Below are 18,422 nucleotides of genomic sequence, written 5' to 3'. Positions count from 1 at the left end.
TTAAGATGCCGTCAGATAAAAATAATAAAATTCCCTTTAATGAAGATAATTACACCCATAATATTGAACGGAATAATGAAAGAAAGCTTGATAGACGTGGGTTCATGAAAACATTAGTGGGAGCTGCTGGCGTATTCGCAATTTCCTCCCTTCCTTGGGGAGCGGTAGCGGCTAAAGAATTGCTGGGGCTTGGGGAAAAGGAGTATCCTCACAAAAAAATCACAGATGTAAGCAAACTTGCAATTGGTGACGCTTTAGAGTTCAAATTTCCAGGTGATCATGATGATGCTATTTTGATCAGATTGTCAGAAAAGAAATACGTAGCTTACCAAAATGCATGCACACATCTTCGTTGCCCGGTTTTCTGGGTGAAGGAAGAAGGGGAGATGGTTTGTCCTTGTCATCATGGGAAATTTGATGTTGAAACAGGTGCTCCAACTGCCGGTCCGCCAAGAAGGCCGCTGCCCGAGATTCAGGTGAAAGTTGAAAATGGCGCAGTATACGCAGTAAGGGTGAAGCGTTATGAGGCTTAAGTTTATTGGTGTCGTGTTGCTTTGTGCCTTCTTTATGATGAATATTGTATTTACCCAATTTATGGTTCACCAATATTATTATGAAAATTATGTAAATGTATTAATATTTGGGGGATTAAACATTGTGGTGTTTCCCTTAGCGTTATTTACTTATAAAAAAACGAAAAATGAAATGGAGTGAATTAAATGAACAGTGAAACATACCTTGATTTTTGTTTTATAAAAGAAGCATCTGGAAATTTTGCTGTTGAAATCGATAAGCTCCTTTCAGACCTTTTTAAAGATGTCCGACTAAACTGGTATTTAGATGAAAAGTCAATCGATGGGGTCGATATCGTAGTTGCTGAAGTAAAAGGAATGAGCAGATGGGAGTCTGAAGAGGAAGCAATTGAATTTATCGAGATTCATGCAAAAGATACATTCTGGAAATATTTGCAGGGTTATCAAATGAATGTTTACATGGCAAAGAGAGGGTGCAATACCTGTGGAGCTCATTAAAATAGAAGATATACAACCGTTAGTATCAGAAAAAGCGAGTGTAGCCATCCTAGATGATGGTGGTCAGGATAAAGCTTCTTTCGTTACAAAAACGATTGTTAAGGTGGAGCTTTGTCCTGACACCACACATCTGCGCATTTATTTTGACGACATTAACTTTTTTGCTGTCCCATTGATATCGATTGTGACTAAAAATGTAAATGAGTGGTCTGCTTTTGATGAAAATTCGGGTTTACACTATATAATTAGAAGAGAGAGTGGTCACGATGTTTAAAAAAATTCAGCTGCCATTACAAACCTTGAATCTCGTTGTAGGATTTATGGTGTGGGTATTAATTTCTTCACTGCTGCCTTTTATTAAAGAAGATATCAATATACCGGAGGGGCAGCTTGCACTGGTAACAGCTGTTCCGGTTATTTTAGGATCTATCCTTCGTATTCCCCTTGGCTTTTACGCCAATCAGTTCGGGGCCAGGAAAATTTTCCTGATTAGCTTTATATCGCTGTTATTCCCTGTTTATTACATCAGTATCGCGGATTCTCTTGCTGATTTGTTGATTGGAGGGCTTTTCCTTGGTATTGGGGGAGCGATATTCTCTGTTGGAGTAACCTCTTTACCGAAGTATTATCCTAAGGAACGCCATGGTTTTATTAACGGAATTTACGGTGCAGGAAACCTCGGAACGGCTATATCAGCGTTTGCAGCACCTGTTGTAGCTTCGAAGTTTGGCTGGTCAACAACCGTGCAGCTTTATCTTGTGATTTTGGCAGTCTTTATTGCAGGTAACTTCCTATTAGGAGATAAAAAGGAACAGAGAGTAAAAACACCGCTTTTAGAACAGATTAAGGGTGTCTACAAAAATGAAAAACTATGGCTGCTAAGCTTATTTTACTTTATAACATTCGGTTCTTTTGTTGCATTTACTATTTATCTGCCAAACTTTCTTGTAGCGAACTTTGGATTAGATAAAGTGGATGCTGGTATAAGGACCGCAGGCTTTATTGTCCTTGCTACTCTTATGAGACCAATTGGCGGATGGCTTGCCGACCGCTTCCATTCTCTTATTCTACTCATGTTTGTTTTTGGAGTTTATACGATTTCAGCCATGATCCTATCCTTTGCTCCATCAATTGGCTGGTACACATTTGGCTGTTTAAGTATTGCTCTCTGTGCTGGAATGGGAAATGGTGTTATTTTTAAGCTTGTGCCGATGTATTTTCAAAAGCAAGCTGGTATTGTGAATGGTATTGTGTCCGCAATGGGAGGTTTGGGAGGATTTTTCCCGCCGTTAATTCTATCGTTGTTATTCAATATCACAGGCCATTATGCAATCGGGTTCATGGCATTGTCTGAAGTTGCTCTTGCAAGTTTGATTTTAGTTGTCTGGATGTATTTCCAAGGTAAAATGGGGCTTGCCAAAGAAGTGATGGACCATACAATAGAAGGCATTTTGATCACCGATATCAGTGGTAAAATCATTTCAGTAAACCCTGCGTTTACTAATATTACGGGCTATCAGGAAAATGAGGTAATTGGAAAGAATCCTAGTATACTTAAGTCAGGTAAACAGCCTCAAACTTTTTATGAGGATTTGTGGAAATCTATTAAAAAAAATGGTTTCTGGCAAGGTGAAATCTTGAATAGCCGGAAGGATGGACAACAATATCTACAATGGCTGACAATTAGTGCAATAAAAAATGATGCCGGGGATGTCGTTCAATATGCCGGGATGTTTAGTGACATTTCTAATCATAAAGTGAAAAAAGCATAAAAAATCTATGTGCAGCAAATCAATGAAATCCCAGTCTTGAAGCAGAGTTTTCGACATACACGAAGTACTAGTACAAACTTTCCCACTGGACAAGAAAATCTTCGTCAGCTTTTACATCGCACGACCAAAAGCGTAACTTTTGGGAGGACGTGGCGTTTTAGTCAGCCTGCCCGATAATTTGCGACAAACAAGTAAGGAGGGTGGGAATGAATACTCAGCCACTCAAAAAAAACATCAGTTCTTATATTATTCAAACTCATGAAGAAGAGATTAAACGAATTGCAATGGAGCTTCATGAAGGTGTGGGACAGTCCCTCTACAGTCTCTTTACGGGTATGCAGCTTATTGAAAAGGCAATCGAACAGCCTGACATGAAAAGCTATGCAGGTGATATGAATCAGCTATTGGAAAAGACAATTCAAGAAATCAGGCTCTTGGCTGTAGAATTGCATCCTCCTACCCTTACAACTCTGGGGCTGATTTCCGCTATGAAAAGCTATATAAAATTATACACTTCAACATATGGCATTGAAGTTGAGGTAGAGAATCTGGGTGTTGAATCAAAAATATCTGATAGAGATAGCATTACACTTTTCAGAGTCTGCCAGGAAGCATTAGTGAATATAGCAAGATATGCTGATACAATGAAGGCAAGTATAATATTCACATGGAAAAAAAGCAGGTTATTGATTAAGATTAAAGATTCAGGAAAAGGGTTTGAGGTGGAAACCGCTATGAATAAGTCGAGCGGGCTTGCAGCCATGAGTGAAAGAATGCATTTGATAGGAGGAAAATGTTTCATATTTTCAAAAATAGATGAAGGGACATCTATAGAGATTTCCCTTCCATTATATTAAAATGTACTAAACAAGGGGTTTGCTAATTGGGCAATCCCCGTTGTTGTTTCATATTCAACTAATAACAATACATATACGAACAGAGCAAAGGGGGGGCAGCTTTGATAAAAATTTTGCTTTGCGATGATCACGCCGTTGTAAGAATGGGCTTAAAGATGCTATTAAATAATCATGCTGATATGGAAGTCATAGCGGAAGCTTCCGAAGGGAACGAAGGAATACAGCAAGCGCTAGAGCACCAGCCTAATGTGGTAGTCATGGATTTAAGCATGCCTCATGGGAAAGATGGCTTATCAGCAACTTCAGAACTGAAAAAACTAATGCCTGAAGTATCCATATTAATACTTACAATGCATGATGATGAAGAATATTTATTCAGAGCCATTCAAGCGGGGGCTTCAGGCTGTATTTTAAAAAGTGCACCGCATGAAGAATTATTACTAGCTATTCGCTCTGTATCAACCGGAAATGCTTACCTTCATCCATCTGCAACAAAAAGGTTAATGGAGGTATACATAGGCAGTGTGAAGCAGGGGACCTCTGATATTTTCAATCTGCTTTCGGACCGTGAAAAAGAGGTACTGACATTGATTGCGAAAGGATTTTCCAATAAAGAAATTGCCGGACAACTTGTCATAAGTGTCAAAACGGTTGAAACCCATAAAGGAAACCTGATGGAGAAGCTTCAGATGAAAACAAGACATGAACTTGTTGCATTTGCTTTAAAAAAGGGGTTATTAGGGCATGGAATTTAACGTGTGCAATAAATCAAAAAAAGATCAACCATTTAAACAAACGTGTGAACAAGTATTGAAAGAGTTGGACTGTGATTTTGTTGGTCTTGCTTTACAAAACAGCAACGGTCCAGATGTAAGCTGGCATTATGCCGCCGGGAACAGAAATGATAAATACAAAAGAATAACTGTTCGATATGGGAAAGGGATAGCAGGTAAGGTCATCTCTACAGGCAGGCCGATGAAAATTGAAGATTTTCCTAATAATATCCTCGGCAAAGCACTAGAATATCCTATCATGCTCGCGGAAAATCTCAAATTCGCTTTCGCAGTTCCAATTCAATTTAAAGTTGTTCTCAAAGGAGTATTATTGGTAGGTAATAGAACAACTCAGCCTATTTCTGAAAGTGACCAGCAAACGATCCTTGATGCAGCGAAAAAATTGGAAAAGGAATTAAAGAGCTCAATTTAACGGCAACAGGAGGACTATGTATGGACTGGAATAATCATTTGGAAAAGGAAAAAGAGAATTTTTCTGGGTCCAGCGATGCGACAATTCTCGTCAATGAATCTGGCATCATCTCTTTTGCGAATCAACGGGTATATGAAAATTTTGGTTATTCAAATCATGAATTAATAGGAGAAAACCTTTTGAATCTTATGCCAGGAGCAAACCTTCTGGCAAGTGGGGAAGGAGAAATAATCCACCAGTTCGGAATCCACAAGGATGGTCATGCTTTTTCCCTTTTTTTCAGGATGAATGCCTTTTCTCTTGAAAAAGAGGTCTATTACTTAGTCGTGTTCCATAAAGTGAAAGACCAATCACGGCTTAATCAAAATCAAACCTACCCCATAAAAGAGCTGGTTGATATTATGTACGCAATAGATGAATCAACGATTGTTGCTTTTACAGATGAAAAAGGCAAGATAAAATCCTTCAATAAGAAATTTTGTGAGGTATCCAAATATTCAGCATCGGAGCTTATAGGGAAAGATCATCGAATTATCAATTCAGGTCATCATTCAAAGGAATTTATGCAAAATCTTTGGAGAACAATCACTGAAGGAAGTGTATGGCAGGGAGAGGTTAAGAACAGAGCAAAGGATGGAACCTATTATTGGGTAGATACTACAATTGTCCCTTTCTTAAATGAAATGGGGAAACCTTTTAAATACCTGGCAATTCGGAAGGAAATTACCGAATATAAACGAGTTGTAGAGGAACTGGAAAAATCCGTACATAAACTGGTCGATTTTCAATTTGCTTTGGATGCTTCATCAATTGTAGCAATAACCGATCAAAAAGGGACCATCAAATATGTTAATGATCAATTTTGCCGGATTTCCAAGTTTTCAAAGGAAGAGCTGATTGGACAGAATCATCGAATTATTAACTCGGGATTTCATTCTAAAGAATTTTTCAATGATCTTTGGAAAGTGATTTCATCCGGGAATGTATGGAAAGGCGAGATTAAAAATATGACCAAGGATGGAACTTATTATTGGGTAGATACGACAATAGTTCCTTTTCTTGATGAGCACAATAAACCATACCAGTATTTGGCGATTCGCCATGAAGTGACTAAGAGGAAGATTGCGGAAGAAGAGATTCAGAAAATGACGGGTAAAATCATTGATGTTCAGGAAGATGAAAGGAAACGCCTTTCCCGCGAGCTTCACGATGGTATTGGACAGAACCTATACAGCCATCTCATCACGATTAACAGGCTGCAGGCAGAAATGAGTCATCCTCTGTTAGATCAGATGCGAGATGAAGCAACTGAAATAATCGAAGAACTTCGACACCTATCATGGGAACTGCGACCATCAGTACTTGATGATCTTGGTTTGTTTCCTGCCATTCGCTCTTATTTGGTCCGGTTTTCAGAGCATCACCATATCAGGGTCCATTTTGACTGTTATTTAAATTGCCGTCTGAACACAAACAAAGAAATTACCATTTACCGTATAATCCAAGAAGCATTAACGAATATTCGTAAATATGCTCATACCAAGGAAGCAACAGTGACGATTCGGGAAATAGATGAAGAGATTCGTGTGGTCATAGAGGATAAAGGAAAGGGCTTTGATATTGAAAAGGTTACCCGTGGGGTAGGCTTATTCAGTATGGAGGAGAGGGCTAGAGCAGCCGGTGGAAACCTTTCCCTTCATTCAGTTGAGGAGAGGGGGACAAAAGTATTTTTGGAAATACCTTTGTAGGAAAATTCAAGTAATTTTATATGTAAGGAATTTTTAGGGGCTTTCGAAATTAAGGAAATGTTCCCATTGGGGCTGCTGTTAGAACTAAAAACTAAAGCGTTAAGAAGCTAATACGAATAAGTGCTCATATTTTATAATAAAAAACACCTATCTAATGAAATATTAACTAAAAATTGGAATCGTGAATGGAGAAAAAGTATGCAGGCACATAACAAAACCGTCGTGAAATCCATGCAGATCCTTACGCTTTTCATAAATCATCCGAAACTCACCTTTAATGAGATGATGGAACTTTCCGACCTGCCGAAAACCTCTTTGCACCGTATGGTGGGATCATTAGAAGAAATGGGATTTTTAACAAGGGACGATGTTGGCAATTATTCACTTGGACTGATATTCTTGCAGTTCGGTCAACTGGTAGGGGAGCGTTTGGATATCAGATCAATTGCCTATCCCATCATGAAAGACCTTCGGGATGATGTAGAAGAAGCAGTGAATTTAATTGTGAGGGATAAGGACGAAGCCATGTACATTGAAAAGGTGGACACATTGCATCCTGTTCGACTTTATACATCTATTGGAAGGCGTTCGCCATTATACGCTGGCGACTCTCGTATCATTCTAGCGCATTTGCCAGAAGAAGAGCGTGAAGCTTATTTGGAAAGTATTGAATTAAAACCAATTGCCATTGGAACGATAATCGATAAAGATACACTTCGTCACGCTTTGGATGAAGCTAGAATGAAAGGTTACACGATAACTTCATCGGAACTTGAGAATTATACGAAAGCGGTGAGTGCGCCGATACTCAATGGCAAAGATCAAATAGTAGCTGGTATTAGTGTGGCTGGGATTGAGGCTAGATTTCAGGAAGATCGCTTGCCTGAATTGATTGACAAAGTAACGAAAGCCGCCAAGGAAATTTCCATGAAACTAGGTTCTAAAAAAACTTAAAGAAAAATAGAAAATGATGTTTTTACAAACAATCATCATTTAAATCGATAGTTTCCTTAATTAGGATGACTTACATAAGATGGTTGATTCCTATATAAAAAATGAAAAGGGAATAACCTGCAAAGCCACCGATCATGGTGGTTTTTTGTATTTTTTGGGCTGCTCAGCAGTAAAATGATTGATGGTAGCAGCTTTATTAGGAAAGTGCTTATCATCAACCATTTAGTTACTTGATCGGGAGTGAGAACTAACTGAGGCAAGACGCATAAGTGAACCATTCGAGATGGTTCACTTATGCTAATAAAGTAGGCAATCTACAGCACTATATTCAAGCTTTTGAATCTGGTCACACTCATACGGATGATCGTTGGTCTGCCTCTAAATATGCACAAAGTCTGATTGATTTATATTTCTCGGCACCCCGATGTCAGCCATTGTAAGTAAACCTGGTTTACGGAGGGCATCAATTTGCTTAGCGGTATTGATAATCATGGCAGCCGTTGCGGTATCCCCAAAGATGCCGTTTGGAACAATCAACCTTTGGGTTTCGTTCCCCTCGATAACGATTTCATCTTCTTGTTTAATACCTGCAGACATCGTTAAATCCAGGTGAATTTCCTTTCCGTCCGTTGTCTTGCCTGTGGAAATTTGATGAAGCCCCTTAACATCCCCAGGTTTTAAGGTAGTTAGGGGAACGGTAATATTTTCGCTTGCAATCGTTGGTTCAATTGTATTGAGTACACTTGAAAGTTTCCAATTGAGCCCATAAGCGATTAGTCTGACAGACTCCTCAAGTCCTACATGTCCAATTTTATTCTGTTCAGCTAAAAATTCAAACTCTTCTTTGGTCATACCGATTCCGACCTTCTTTTGTAAGGGAAGGCGCCTTTTCGAAACATCCACTTTACGATTGACCCTAATTTTGTTAACCGTCGTCAATACTGTAGAAAAAGAAATGGCCATAGTATCCATTATGTAGCCTGGATTGATTCCGGTCCCAATGACACTAAGTCCCTTTGCTTTAGCGTAATCATCTATTTCCTGTGAAAGTGCAGGGTAGCGATGCCTAGGGAAAGAAAGCTCCTCACAGGTGGAAACCACTGAAAATCCATGATCTAACAGCTCTTTGATTTGGGGCCATACTTGTTGCGCGTTTGAACCGGTTGCATGAAGGGCGACAGGGTGGTCAGCGTCAGTCTTTACTTCCTTTATATGGGAGACTACACACTTATTCGTTTCCTTTTCATTAATGAGTGAGCCAATGTCCTTACCTACCTTATCGGGATCAATATCAACAACGCCGATAATCGATTGCGGATTGGTTTGGTAAGCACTGCGTAGTATTTCAATGCCAATGGGGCCGAGTCCAAATACTGTAAATTCAGAATATTGTTTAGCCATTCATCTCTCATCCTTTCAAAATAAGGTATAACAAAATGTTAACATTGAGAGATAAATAATAAAAATAGATAATTTTTATATATTTATAAATAATCGTTATAAAAGGAATGACCGCAATGAATGTGTGGCTATATGCAAAATAGGCTTCCAAGGTTTTACTTAGGAAAGTCGCCCCTTTTTTTGCCTGACCGAGCTTAAATTAAATAGAAAGCTTGAGGAAAGTTGAAGTAATCAACCAAATCGTAGCTTTTTATTAATAACAGGTAGTTAACAAGTATGTTAGTTGCACGTTAAAAACATATGGGATGAATAGAAAAAACCGTTCAATTTTCTGAACGGATTGAATCAAATTAGTTGTGTTAGTCATATAATTTATATTCCTGTTTTTATGCCAAAACCTATTAAAATTAAGCCAGTTGATTTTTGGAATGCTTTCTGGAATTTGGAGTTGTTCAACCATTTTTTTGCGTAATCAATTAGATAAACAAGAAATAGAAACCATAATACAGCGAGTAAGGTTAAGATGAAGGCTAATATAATCAATTGCTGGTTTACATTTCCGCTCAAATTGACAAATTGGGGCATGATTGTTATATAAACTAAAATAGTCTTTGGATTAAGAATATTATTAAGTAATGCTTGCATAAAGGAATCCTTATTATGCCGATTTAAATAATTCGTGGGTGTATTTGCTTGTGCTTGTATTTCTTTTAAAGAAAAAGCGCTTTTAGTAAAAAAACTTTTTATCCCTAAATAAATTAAGTAGGCGGCTCCCAAATATTTGATAGTACTGAAAAGAATCACAGACTTTGCAATGACAACAGATAACCCAAGAATAGCAATAAGCGTCCAAAAAGAAAGTCCCGTTGCCATTCCGAGAACGGTATAACGTCCAGCCTTTGGACCATAGCTAAGCGTGTTTTTCACTAAGAGCATAGTATCTGCTCCAGGTATAATAACCATCATTGCAACTATTGATATGTAAGTTAGTAAGCTATCCATACTATTTCTCCCCTCTCGTTATTAGTGACTACTCAAGTAACTACTCATTAAGTATATTGGATGCTTATGGAAAAGGTCAACAGATTTTGCTAAAATATTAGTTACTAAGGTAGCAACTAAGGTTGTGTTGGAGGATTTATGAAAGAAAACATTTTGGAAACATTAAAAAATCTAAATTTTACCGAATATGAAGCGAAAGCATATCTTACCTTATTGGAAGAATCGCCATTGACTGGCTATGCAGTAGCAAAAAACTCCGGTGTACCACGTTCAAGAATATATGAAATTCTAGACAGTCTTGCAATAAGAGGAGATATTTTGGTTAGTCCTGGAAACACGCCACAGTATACTCCTGTTCCTGCAAAGGAGCTAATCAAAAACCGTCGAATAAAAGCAGAAGAGAATTTTGAACTGGCTGAAAAATCATTAGCGGAGTTTGAACGTTCTGCAAATGACCGTGAAAATATCTGGAATATCACTGGCCGCAATGAAATACTCGATAAGGTAAAAGCTTGTATATTATCTTCTGAAAAAAGAATACTCTTAGAGATTTGGGAAGAGGAATTCGAAGAATTGGAGCCTGAACTTAGACAGGCAGCAACTAGAGGGGTCAATGTAACAATTATTGCTTATGGGAAAATTGTATGTGATTTTGCTAATGTTTACCTCCATTACATGGGTCATGAAATTACAGAAGAGTATGGTGGACGATGGCTTATTATTAGTGGAGATGACTCAGAAGTAGTTGCAGGTATTGTCTCGCTGGGTAAAGATAGCCGTGCGGCATGGACAATGCATGTAGGTTTGGTCATGCCAATTACAGAAGTCATGATTCATGATTTGTATCTCATGGAAATTATGGAGAAACATAGAGAGCTTTTAGAAGAAAGTTTTGGTGAAAACCTCGCCAATTTACGTAAAAAGTTTTCTATCCATCCAGATTTCAAGAAACATTACGTTGACTAGATTTGTACTATTTTTGCCTTTAATCTACCTTTTCAAGGGGTGGGCAAAAACATCTTATTTAAGGACTGAACGGTAAAGACCGATCAGTCCTTTTTTATCAATAGGATATACCCTATTGGTAAAAAGTTATTACCTTTCTAGCAATATAAAAAAGATAGGCAAAATTACTAAGGAGGAATTATTTCTTAGTCTTTTTTTGCTTACTACAGTTACTTGATTAAGCTTATCCGAGTGATTAGATTATGATTGTTAAAAAAAGTTTTGTGTTTTATTAAAACTTTTCCTATTCTCTTTTCGAATATATAAATAGAAGCAGCAATATGGGGAATATGTGGTGAAAATATGGATCAAGAGAAGCAGTGGATCAAAAAGATAAAAAGAAATGCAAACAACGAAGCAGCTAATAAGTTGATATCCAAATATTACAAGGAAATGTATGCCTTTGTGTACAAACAAACTCTGGATGCTGAGCTATCACTAGATTTAACGCAAGAAATTTTTATTAGTGTCTTAAAGTCAATCAATCGCTTTGACGATTATAAAGCTTCATTTAGAACATGGCTTTATAGGATAGCTTCCAATCGGCTAGTAGATTACTACAGGTCGAAACACTATAAATATAGGCAGCTTTCAGAGTCTATTGATGGTCATGATTTTGAGGATGAGGAGGATGTGACAGTTTCTTTGGAGTACAAAGAGGATGTTGAAAAAATCACTTCAATCGTTAATGAGTTGGAGACTAACTCACAGCAAATTGTTCGACTTAAGTTATTTGCAGAGTATACGTTGCAGGAAATTGCTGTAATTGTACAAGTTCCCCAATCAACAGTTAAAACAAGGTACTATGCGGCGTTGAAACTGATAAAAAAAGAAATGAAGGAGCATCGATATGAGTAAAGAAAAATTTCATATTCCTATCCCCGATGAACAGACAATCCAATCTGATATCAAGCATATTGTCGCTGCAGGAGTAAAACAAAAGGAGTCTTTCCCTTCCTATCTTTATAAGCTATACAAACAAATTGGAATGAAAAATTTACTGCCAACCCGTTTGGATGAAATTTGCATCATCTTATCAGTCATGGCAATTTTGATTTTCCTATCAAGCAGTTTTTCCGAATCGAAAGGGATTCGGGAACAGGATTTCTATGCCTTTACCTTTCTCCTTTCGCCTTTGCTCTATATGTCTCTTTCTGTTTATCATTTTGCACAAAAAGTTCAAACAGCTACCTATGAAGTAGAAATGGTTTGCAAATATAGTCTCTATCAGATTACAGCATTTCGAATGTTAGTTTTGAGTGTGATTTCGATTTTTATTAATATCATCAGCATCTTTTCCATTGTTATGATGTACGACGATCTGAACTTTTTTAGAGTGCTAATGATATCCATTACATCCTTGTTTTTGTTTTCCATTCTCTTTCTGTTTGCCTGTATGAAGAAGCAGTCTGTAACCAGTGCCACCTTAGTGATTGGCAGTTGGGTTGTGTTAAATTTCGGATTTAGGTTAGTAGACAGTCATTTATATGAAGGATTTCTAATGAAGGCACCTATTCTCGTTTATGTGCTTGTTCTAATTATCAGCATTTCTATCTATATCAAATATTTAAACAAGTTGGTCTACTTAAAACCATCGGAGGGAGTTCAATAATATGTTAGTCGTGAAAGATGTAAGTAAACAATATGGAAGTTTTTTAGCATTAAAAAATATGAATCTGGAGTTTAACGATGGTGTCTATGGACTTCTAGCACCAAATGGCGCAGGTAAAACAACTTTAATCAAAATGCTTGTGACATTAATTTCGCCAAGCAAAGGAGAAATTTTATATAACGGAACAAATATTGTTGATTTAGACGAGGACTATCGCGATATCCTTGGATATTTGCCACAGCAGTTTGGCTATTATAAAAACTATTCTCCGAAGCAATATTTATTATATTTAGCTGCGTTAAAAGGCCTTGACAAAAAGAACGCATTAGAAAAAATATCTGAGGTATTAGAAAAAGTGGCTTTAACAGATGTTACTAATAAAAAAATGAAGAAGTTTTCTGGAGGCATGATACAAAGGGTCGGGATTGCACAGGCTCTTTTAAATGATCCAAAAATATTAATTCTGGATGAGCCAACAGCCGGTCTCGATCCAAAGGAACGTGCACGTTTTCGACAGCTCCTTACAGGACTTGCGCGGGAAAGGCTTGTCATTATTTCTACTCATATTGTCTCTGACATCGAGTCGATTGCTAATGAAGTGATAATGATTAAAAATCAGCAACTATTATATAAAGGTTCCGTCGAAAAGATTTGCAATACGCTTGATGGACATGTTTATGAAACATCAATTAGCTATGAACGACTGGAATCTTTCCGCAAACAATATGTTCTTCTTTCAGAAAAGCAGGAATATGGAAGCATGATTGTCCGGTTTGTCCAAAAGGGAAAAACAGAGGCAGACTGGATTCCAGCAAATCCCCATTTGGAAGATGTCTTCCTTTATGAATACCATGATGAATTGTTGACGGATCTGGAATCGCCATGAGAATTATTTTTCACGAATGCAAAAAGGCATTCACTTCGCCTATTATTCTAGCTTTATTGATTTTGTTTAGTGCTTATAACATTTATTTAATCTATAACTCTTCTGATTTTAAAGATGAATTGCATGTTGCAAACGAATTGGCTGAAACATATGGAGTAAAAATCACGGACGAATCGCTCTCAAAGTTAGAGCAGGATTTACAAAAAAATCTAGCTGATTTTAACGTGATAACTGAGAAAAAATCGTCTCAGACATTTGGTAGTGCTGTCGAGTTTTTTGATCAGCTACGTTTTGAAGATCAAAAAATATATACGGAAGATGAAATACGTTTTTTCCATAATGTGTACTTAAAAGAAATGTATGCCGAAACTGCGAAAACGATCGATGCATCCTATAAAGAATTCGATATTGAACGCATTGGCGAGTCTGAAATAAGTAAATATGGATTGAGTGGTACTGCTGCAGAAACATTAAGAAAACAATATGCTAAATTCGCCGATCGATTTGATAAATTACAAGAAAATGGGGAACACACACAATGGTTTTTCGCTGAAAAACAATATTTCATGCACACACTATTATTTAAAACTGTGTTCAAACATATGATTCTTGAATCGATCATATTGATTGTACTAGCAACTGCTCTCATTACGAATTATGAGTTTGAAAATAGAACTTATCTTGTTACATACACAGCAAAAAGAGGTCGGAGATTAATGGTAGATAAATTGGTTGCATCCTTAATTGTCACAATGGGTATAACTACATTTTTACTCATGATTACGCTTGGTGTGTATTTTATGGTTTTCGATTACTCACATTTATTTAAAAGCTCAATAAGTAGTGCTTTTAATTGGGATAAGAATTTTCCTTATGTGTCATGGTGGAATATGTCGTTTTTGACCTATTTAATTTTGGGGATCGTCCTTATGTATGTTTGTATGCTTTTATTTTCTGCTTTTACCTTCACTATTTCAGTCATTATTAAAAACAGTTATTACACATTTTTTCTCTTTGGAGCTATATTTGCAGTTCTTTACATGCTTCAAGGATTCGTGCCCACTAGTTCTAATTTGATTTTTATTTCTGGTTTCAACTTATCTTCGCTTGTGTTAAATCCACAGGTATGGTTCATGAGCAGTAAAGGACTACTTTTGTTTAAGGATTATGAACTCATCACAGTCTCTGTTTGGACAATGATTATTATAGTGTTATGCATATTTTGTTTTAAAAGATTCAAAAAACAGGCTATAGTATAAGGAGAATTTTAATGCAAATGATCATAAATGAAATAAAGAAGATCCTGAATTGGAAAATGATTTTAGTTCTCTTTCTTGTCAATGCTATTTTGTACTTTTTACTGATCGATTTTCATATTAAGTACTTCCCTAATGGAAGACCTGCATTGGATTCGTACAATATTGGTGTTGAAATGATTGAAAAATACGGACCAACCATGGATGAATCAGAGATGGCTGATTTTAAAAAGACTTATAGCAATCAAGTTAAGGACGCAGACCAATTTTTACAATCAAGAAAAGACTTCAGAGATGCTGGTATCCGGTCTTATGAGGAATTCCGAAACATGGATGTTGAAAATGAGAAGCAATCAGTACTTCACGGAAAAATACTCTTCGATGAAAAAGTGGACATGTTCTGGGAACTTCAAGAACGAGAAAGATTAATAGAGTTTCATGATCAGAATAAAGATATAATAAATAACTATATTAGTAATGCGAATCCGGGACAAAAAGAAAGATTACTAGAAATAAAAACAAATGGAAGTTATGATGTTTTCCCAGAAACCGTATTTTATAACTTTAAGGATTTCATTTTGAATGTCACAATAGCGATAATTGTTAGTGTAGTTCTGGTGATGTCACCTATCATCATTCAGGATCGTTCTCGGCAATTAATCGACCTGCAATATACAGCGAAAATTGGAAGAACGCTTTATAAAAAGAAAGCAGTTGCTGGATTGCTGTCCACATTAATCGTAATCACTGCACTACTGGCAGTCTATTTCAGTATATATTCTTTAAATAATACAGCTATGTTCTTTTCAGTACCCATTTATACCTTTATCAGTGATTACTATTGGTATGATCTTTCGTTTATTCAATACATGGTGTTAACAGTGATAGCCATTTATATATTGGGAATCGTTTTTGCCTTACTGGCCATGTCCTTTTCAACTATTGCTCCTAATTTCATTGCATTGATTGGCGTTCAAATTCCAATTGTACTTGCAATGCTCGCTTTTGGGCTAAGCTATTTAATTAATAGCATGATTAGCTATGATCTTCCTAAATGGTTAGTTCCTACAAGCTACGGTGCATTAATTGCTGTGAGTGTACTATTCATATTCCTTCTTTGGAAACGGGAAAGGAAAATGGATATAGTTCAGTAGAAACTCCTACTATATCAAAATCAAATCCAAAGCCGATTCTTCCTTATCGTAAGGAAAATCGGCTGTTCACATTGGAAAATTGGCTTAGCGTATGTTTTTGTCATTATCGGTGCTAAAATACCCAATATCAACAGGGTTTGATCGAAAAACAGTCAGTAAATACATAAATATAGATCAAGTACCTCAATCATCGGAGCCTAAGGTTAGGGAGAGTAAATTAGAAGATTTTAAGCCCTATCCTCTTCAGAGAATCCAAGAAGGAAAGACAAATTGTATGGTTCTATTTGAGGAAATTCAGGCTATGGGTTATGTGGGGAAAACAACGATTCTTCGAGAGTTTGTTAAACCCTATCGGATTCAGCCAAAAAACAAGCTACAGTAGGATTTGAAACTCCACCAGGAAAGCAAGCTCAGATGGATTGGGCGGAAGTAGGAATGAAAGAAAATTAATAACAATTGGAGATTTTTACAGATGTGGCTCCTCAATCTTCGTATCGTTTCCGGACCCTCTTAAATAATGAAAACAGATAATCAATAATATTGAACCTTAAGTTAATATTATTGATTTTTTTAAATATAAAAATCAACTTTGTTATTTATATTTTTTATTTCTTGCTATATAATATAATCGAATCAACTAAAAGGAATGATTTCATTATGGCTTATAAAGTAATCACAAATTGTCCTGTTTGCAGTAAAACCTTGAAAATTACAAAATTGCAGTGCTCTCATTGTCACACTACGATTGAAAATGAATTTGAATTATCTAAGCTGGCATCCTTATCAAAGGATCAGCTTCATTTTGTGGAAGTATTTTTAACATGCAGAGGGAATATCAAAGAAGTTGAAAAGGAACTGGGGATTTCGTATCCAACGGTTCGAGGCAAGCTAACAGACATTATTTCATCCCTTGGATATGTGCAGAAGAAGAAAAATGAAGTAGACGAGAAAAAAGTTGTCACCATGTTAGAAAATGGCGAGATCACACCAGAAGAAGCCATTAAGCTATTAAAAGAGGAATAGGGAGGAATTTATCATGAAAGAGGAAATTACAAGAGTGTTAACAATGGTTCAAGAAGGGAAGATTGATGCAGATAAGGGATCAGAACTGATTCAAGTATTAAAAGAGAAAGAAGAAACAGGTAATAAGCCTTTTGAAAAACCGCCTAAATATTTAGATAAAATATTAAAAATTCATGTTGTATCAGCCGAAAATGATAACGTCATGGTCAATTTGCCCATAAAACTTGTCAAGGCAGTATTAATGGCTGGACAGAGCATCGCAGCGAGTATTCCTCAATCGGAAAAATATGTTAAAGATATAGACATAAGCCTAATTATTGAAGCAATCGAAAACGAATTAGATGGCCAAATTGTTGATATTAAATCGGCAAACGGGGATACCGTTTCGGTCATCATTGATTAGTGATTTACTTATGATGCATGTAAAAGTGAAAGCAAAAGACGTTCGGTTTACCATCCCGATTCCATATGCTATTTTAAACATAGTTATTTCAATTTTGTCTTCAAAATTTTTTCAGCAAAATGCAAACAAATGGACAAAAGAGCACTTCGAAAGAAAAAAACTGGACTTTACCTTTCCACTAATAGACAAAAAAACGCTAAAGCCTATCCTCAAGGAACTGAAAAATTATAAGGGAATCGTGCTAGTGGATGTCAAAGCTGAGGATGGTACTGAGGTTAAGGTTAAACTATAATTTATTATACACCGACTACTGACTGGCATTTTGAAGAAAAAGTCTAATTTCTCGTTTTACAATACCGAGAAAATTAGGCTTTGATTACTCTATTATCCTGCTCATAAAAATTTTTTCTTTACCCATTCTGTCTAAATCCACTAAATTTCTCCTGTAAAATGTACTCCTTTATTCTGCAAAATGGCCCGATTGTTGAATAACATGACTGGTGTTTTAAACGACTTTTTGTAAATTAAACAACTTTACTATCTCTGTACATGAACACCAATAGATTTAGCAATTGTTTGTCCTCCCTCATTACCATCTATATATTGTCTTACTACCTGTATTTTTTCTTCTGAAGAAAATCTCGCCATAATAAACGGCACCTCACTTGTTAGTTGTGTCTAACAAGTGGGGTGCAGTTCAACGTACAGGAATCGACTTTTTTTGAATTTTGCTAAGCGTAAAAATTTCCCGATCATCTTAACCCCAAAATAACTCTATTTATTTTGAAAAGATTACTTTTGCATTTCCATGGCCATTTTATTTCCTAGTGCTGAATAGTCAAGCCATGGCTAATCCGGAACTACGTATACATGTTTTCCTTTAACTGCTTTCAACCCTTTCCAAATGGGTGTATCTTCTACCTGTTTAAAAGCAGTCTGAGACTCATCGTCACTGTTTACAATGACAAATTAGCATCTGCATCGGAATCTGGAAGATCTTCTTGAGATAGAGAGCGGGTGTCAGACACCGATTGATAGTTGGAATTTATAGACTAATGACTCATTTACAAACTTTTCAGTTAAATACATAATTAGGAATATTATGAATAAGG

General features: G+C 36.5%; 20 protein-coding genes and 1 pseudogene. 18 read left to right on the top strand and 3 right to left on the bottom strand.

The window, feature by feature from the left end:
* The first annotated feature begins 5 nt into the window (after positions 1 to 5).
* From ACQKKK_RS13640 to ACQKKK_RS13600, 9 genes are all read left to right on the top strand, one after another.
* Positions 6 to 533, top strand: a complete 528-nt coding sequence (locus ACQKKK_RS13640) for a Rieske (2Fe-2S) protein (RefSeq protein WP_427616673.1) — start codon at positions 6 to 8, stop codon at positions 531 to 533.
* A gap of 186 nt (positions 534 to 719) precedes the next feature.
* The gene (locus tag ACQKKK_RS13635; RefSeq protein WP_427616672.1) at positions 720 to 1,031 is read left to right on the top strand and encodes a hypothetical protein; all 312 of its coding nucleotides are present in this window, start codon (positions 720 to 722) and stop codon (positions 1,029 to 1,031) included.
* Entirely contained in the window at positions 1,018 to 1,305 is a 288-nt protein-coding gene (locus tag ACQKKK_RS13630) for a hypothetical protein (RefSeq protein ID WP_427616671.1), read from the top strand. The genes ACQKKK_RS13635 and ACQKKK_RS13630 overlap by 14 nt, the downstream gene beginning before the upstream one ends.
* Positions 1,298 to 2,803, top strand: coding sequence for a nitrate/nitrite transporter (locus ACQKKK_RS13625; protein ID WP_427616670.1), 1,506 nt, complete (start codon positions 1,298 to 1,300; stop codon positions 2,801 to 2,803). Before ACQKKK_RS13630 ends, ACQKKK_RS13625 begins: the two co-directional genes overlap by 8 nt.
* Positions 2,804 to 3,009: 206 nt before the next feature.
* Positions 3,010 to 3,660 carry a sensor histidine kinase gene (locus tag ACQKKK_RS13620; RefSeq protein ID WP_427616669.1) on the top strand — a complete coding sequence of 217 codons (651 nt, stop codon included), beginning with the start codon at positions 3,010 to 3,012 and terminating at the stop codon, positions 3,658 to 3,660.
* A 101-nt stretch (positions 3,661 to 3,761) separates the two neighbouring features.
* Positions 3,762 to 4,415 (top strand): response regulator, encoded by a 654-nt coding sequence (locus ACQKKK_RS13615; RefSeq protein ID WP_427616668.1) that lies wholly within the window; start codon positions 3,762 to 3,764, stop codon positions 4,413 to 4,415.
* Positions 4,405 to 4,866, top strand: coding sequence for a GAF domain-containing protein (locus ACQKKK_RS13610; protein WP_427616667.1), 462 nt, complete (start codon positions 4,405 to 4,407; stop codon positions 4,864 to 4,866). Before ACQKKK_RS13615 ends, ACQKKK_RS13610 begins: the two co-directional genes overlap by 11 nt.
* Positions 4,867 to 4,886: 20 nt before the next feature.
* Positions 4,887 to 6,614 carry a PAS domain S-box protein gene (locus ACQKKK_RS13605; RefSeq protein WP_427616666.1) on the top strand — a complete coding sequence of 576 codons (1,728 nt, stop codon included), beginning with the start codon at positions 4,887 to 4,889 and terminating at the stop codon, positions 6,612 to 6,614.
* A gap of 198 nt (positions 6,615 to 6,812) precedes the next feature.
* The gene (locus ACQKKK_RS13600; protein WP_427616665.1) at positions 6,813 to 7,568 is read left to right on the top strand and encodes an IclR family transcriptional regulator; all 756 of its coding nucleotides are present in this window, start codon (positions 6,813 to 6,815) and stop codon (positions 7,566 to 7,568) included.
* Positions 7,569 to 7,946: 378 nt separating this feature from the next.
* Here ACQKKK_RS13600 and ACQKKK_RS13595 read toward each other — a convergent pair whose 3' ends face one another.
* Together ACQKKK_RS13595 and ACQKKK_RS13590 are read right to left on the bottom strand one after the other, a co-directional pair.
* Positions 7,947 to 8,969 (bottom strand): hypothetical protein, encoded by a 1,023-nt coding sequence (locus ACQKKK_RS13595; protein ID WP_427616664.1) that lies wholly within the window; start codon positions 8,967 to 8,969, stop codon positions 7,947 to 7,949.
* A gap of 372 nt (positions 8,970 to 9,341) precedes the next feature.
* Positions 9,342 to 9,971, bottom strand: coding sequence for a homoserine/threonine efflux transporter (locus ACQKKK_RS13590; RefSeq protein WP_427616663.1), 630 nt, complete (start codon positions 9,969 to 9,971; stop codon positions 9,342 to 9,344).
* Positions 9,972 to 10,109: 138 nt separating this feature from the next.
* On the opposite strand from ACQKKK_RS13590, the gene ACQKKK_RS13585 reads away from it, so the two are divergent.
* From ACQKKK_RS13585 to ACQKKK_RS13545, 9 genes are all read left to right on the top strand, one after another.
* A complete protein-coding gene (locus ACQKKK_RS13585; RefSeq protein ID WP_427616662.1) occupies positions 10,110 to 10,937 on the top strand; it encodes a TrmB family transcriptional regulator in 828 nt (275 codons plus the stop codon).
* 342 nt (positions 10,938 to 11,279) lie between these two features.
* Positions 11,280 to 11,834, top strand: a complete 555-nt coding sequence (locus ACQKKK_RS13580; protein WP_427616661.1) for an RNA polymerase sigma factor — start codon at positions 11,280 to 11,282, stop codon at positions 11,832 to 11,834.
* The gene (locus ACQKKK_RS13575) at positions 11,827 to 12,588 is read left to right on the top strand and encodes a hypothetical protein (protein WP_427616660.1); all 762 of its coding nucleotides are present in this window, start codon (positions 11,827 to 11,829) and stop codon (positions 12,586 to 12,588) included. The genes ACQKKK_RS13580 and ACQKKK_RS13575 overlap by 8 nt, the downstream gene beginning before the upstream one ends.
* A gap of 1 nt (position 12,589) precedes the next feature.
* On the top strand, positions 12,590 to 13,474 hold the full coding sequence (locus ACQKKK_RS13570; RefSeq protein WP_427616659.1) for an ABC transporter ATP-binding protein: 885 nt from the start codon (positions 12,590 to 12,592) through the stop codon (positions 13,472 to 13,474).
* Positions 13,471 to 14,733 carry a hypothetical protein gene (locus tag ACQKKK_RS13565; protein ID WP_427616658.1) on the top strand — a complete coding sequence of 421 codons (1,263 nt, stop codon included), beginning with the start codon at positions 13,471 to 13,473 and terminating at the stop codon, positions 14,731 to 14,733. Before ACQKKK_RS13570 ends, ACQKKK_RS13565 begins: the two co-directional genes overlap by 4 nt.
* Before the next feature lie 11 nt (positions 14,734 to 14,744).
* Positions 14,745 to 15,884: a hypothetical protein gene (locus ACQKKK_RS13560; RefSeq protein ID WP_427616657.1), complete on the top strand. Its 1,140-nt coding sequence runs from the start codon at positions 14,745 to 14,747 to the stop codon at positions 15,882 to 15,884.
* Between the two features lie 657 nt (positions 15,885 to 16,541).
* On the top strand, positions 16,542 to 16,907 hold the full coding sequence (locus tag ACQKKK_RS13555) for a DUF2089 domain-containing protein (RefSeq protein ID WP_018393054.1): 366 nt from the start codon (positions 16,542 to 16,544) through the stop codon (positions 16,905 to 16,907).
* Positions 16,908 to 16,920: 13 nt separating this feature from the next.
* Positions 16,921 to 17,310, top strand: a complete 390-nt coding sequence (locus ACQKKK_RS13550; RefSeq protein WP_427616656.1) for an SHOCT-like domain-containing protein — start codon at positions 16,921 to 16,923, stop codon at positions 17,308 to 17,310.
* 10 nt (positions 17,311 to 17,320) lie between these two features.
* Positions 17,321 to 17,602 carry a hypothetical protein gene (locus ACQKKK_RS13545; RefSeq protein WP_427616655.1) on the top strand — a complete coding sequence of 94 codons (282 nt, stop codon included), beginning with the start codon at positions 17,321 to 17,323 and terminating at the stop codon, positions 17,600 to 17,602.
* A 560-nt stretch (positions 17,603 to 18,162) separates the two neighbouring features.
* Here the strand turns inward: ACQKKK_RS13545 and ACQKKK_RS13540 are convergent.
* Positions 18,163 to 18,320 (bottom strand): annotated as a pseudogene (locus ACQKKK_RS13540) (iron-hydroxamate ABC transporter substrate-binding protein); the annotation flags it as partial.
* Positions 18,321 to 18,422 lie beyond the last annotated feature (102 nt).

The organism is Peribacillus sp. NPDC006672 (assembly GCF_050274955.1).
GTDB lineage: Bacteria > Bacillota > Bacilli > Bacillales > DSM-1321 > Peribacillus.
Note: the sequence above shows the minus strand (reverse complement) of the source record. Positions and strands in the feature narration are given on the sequence as shown.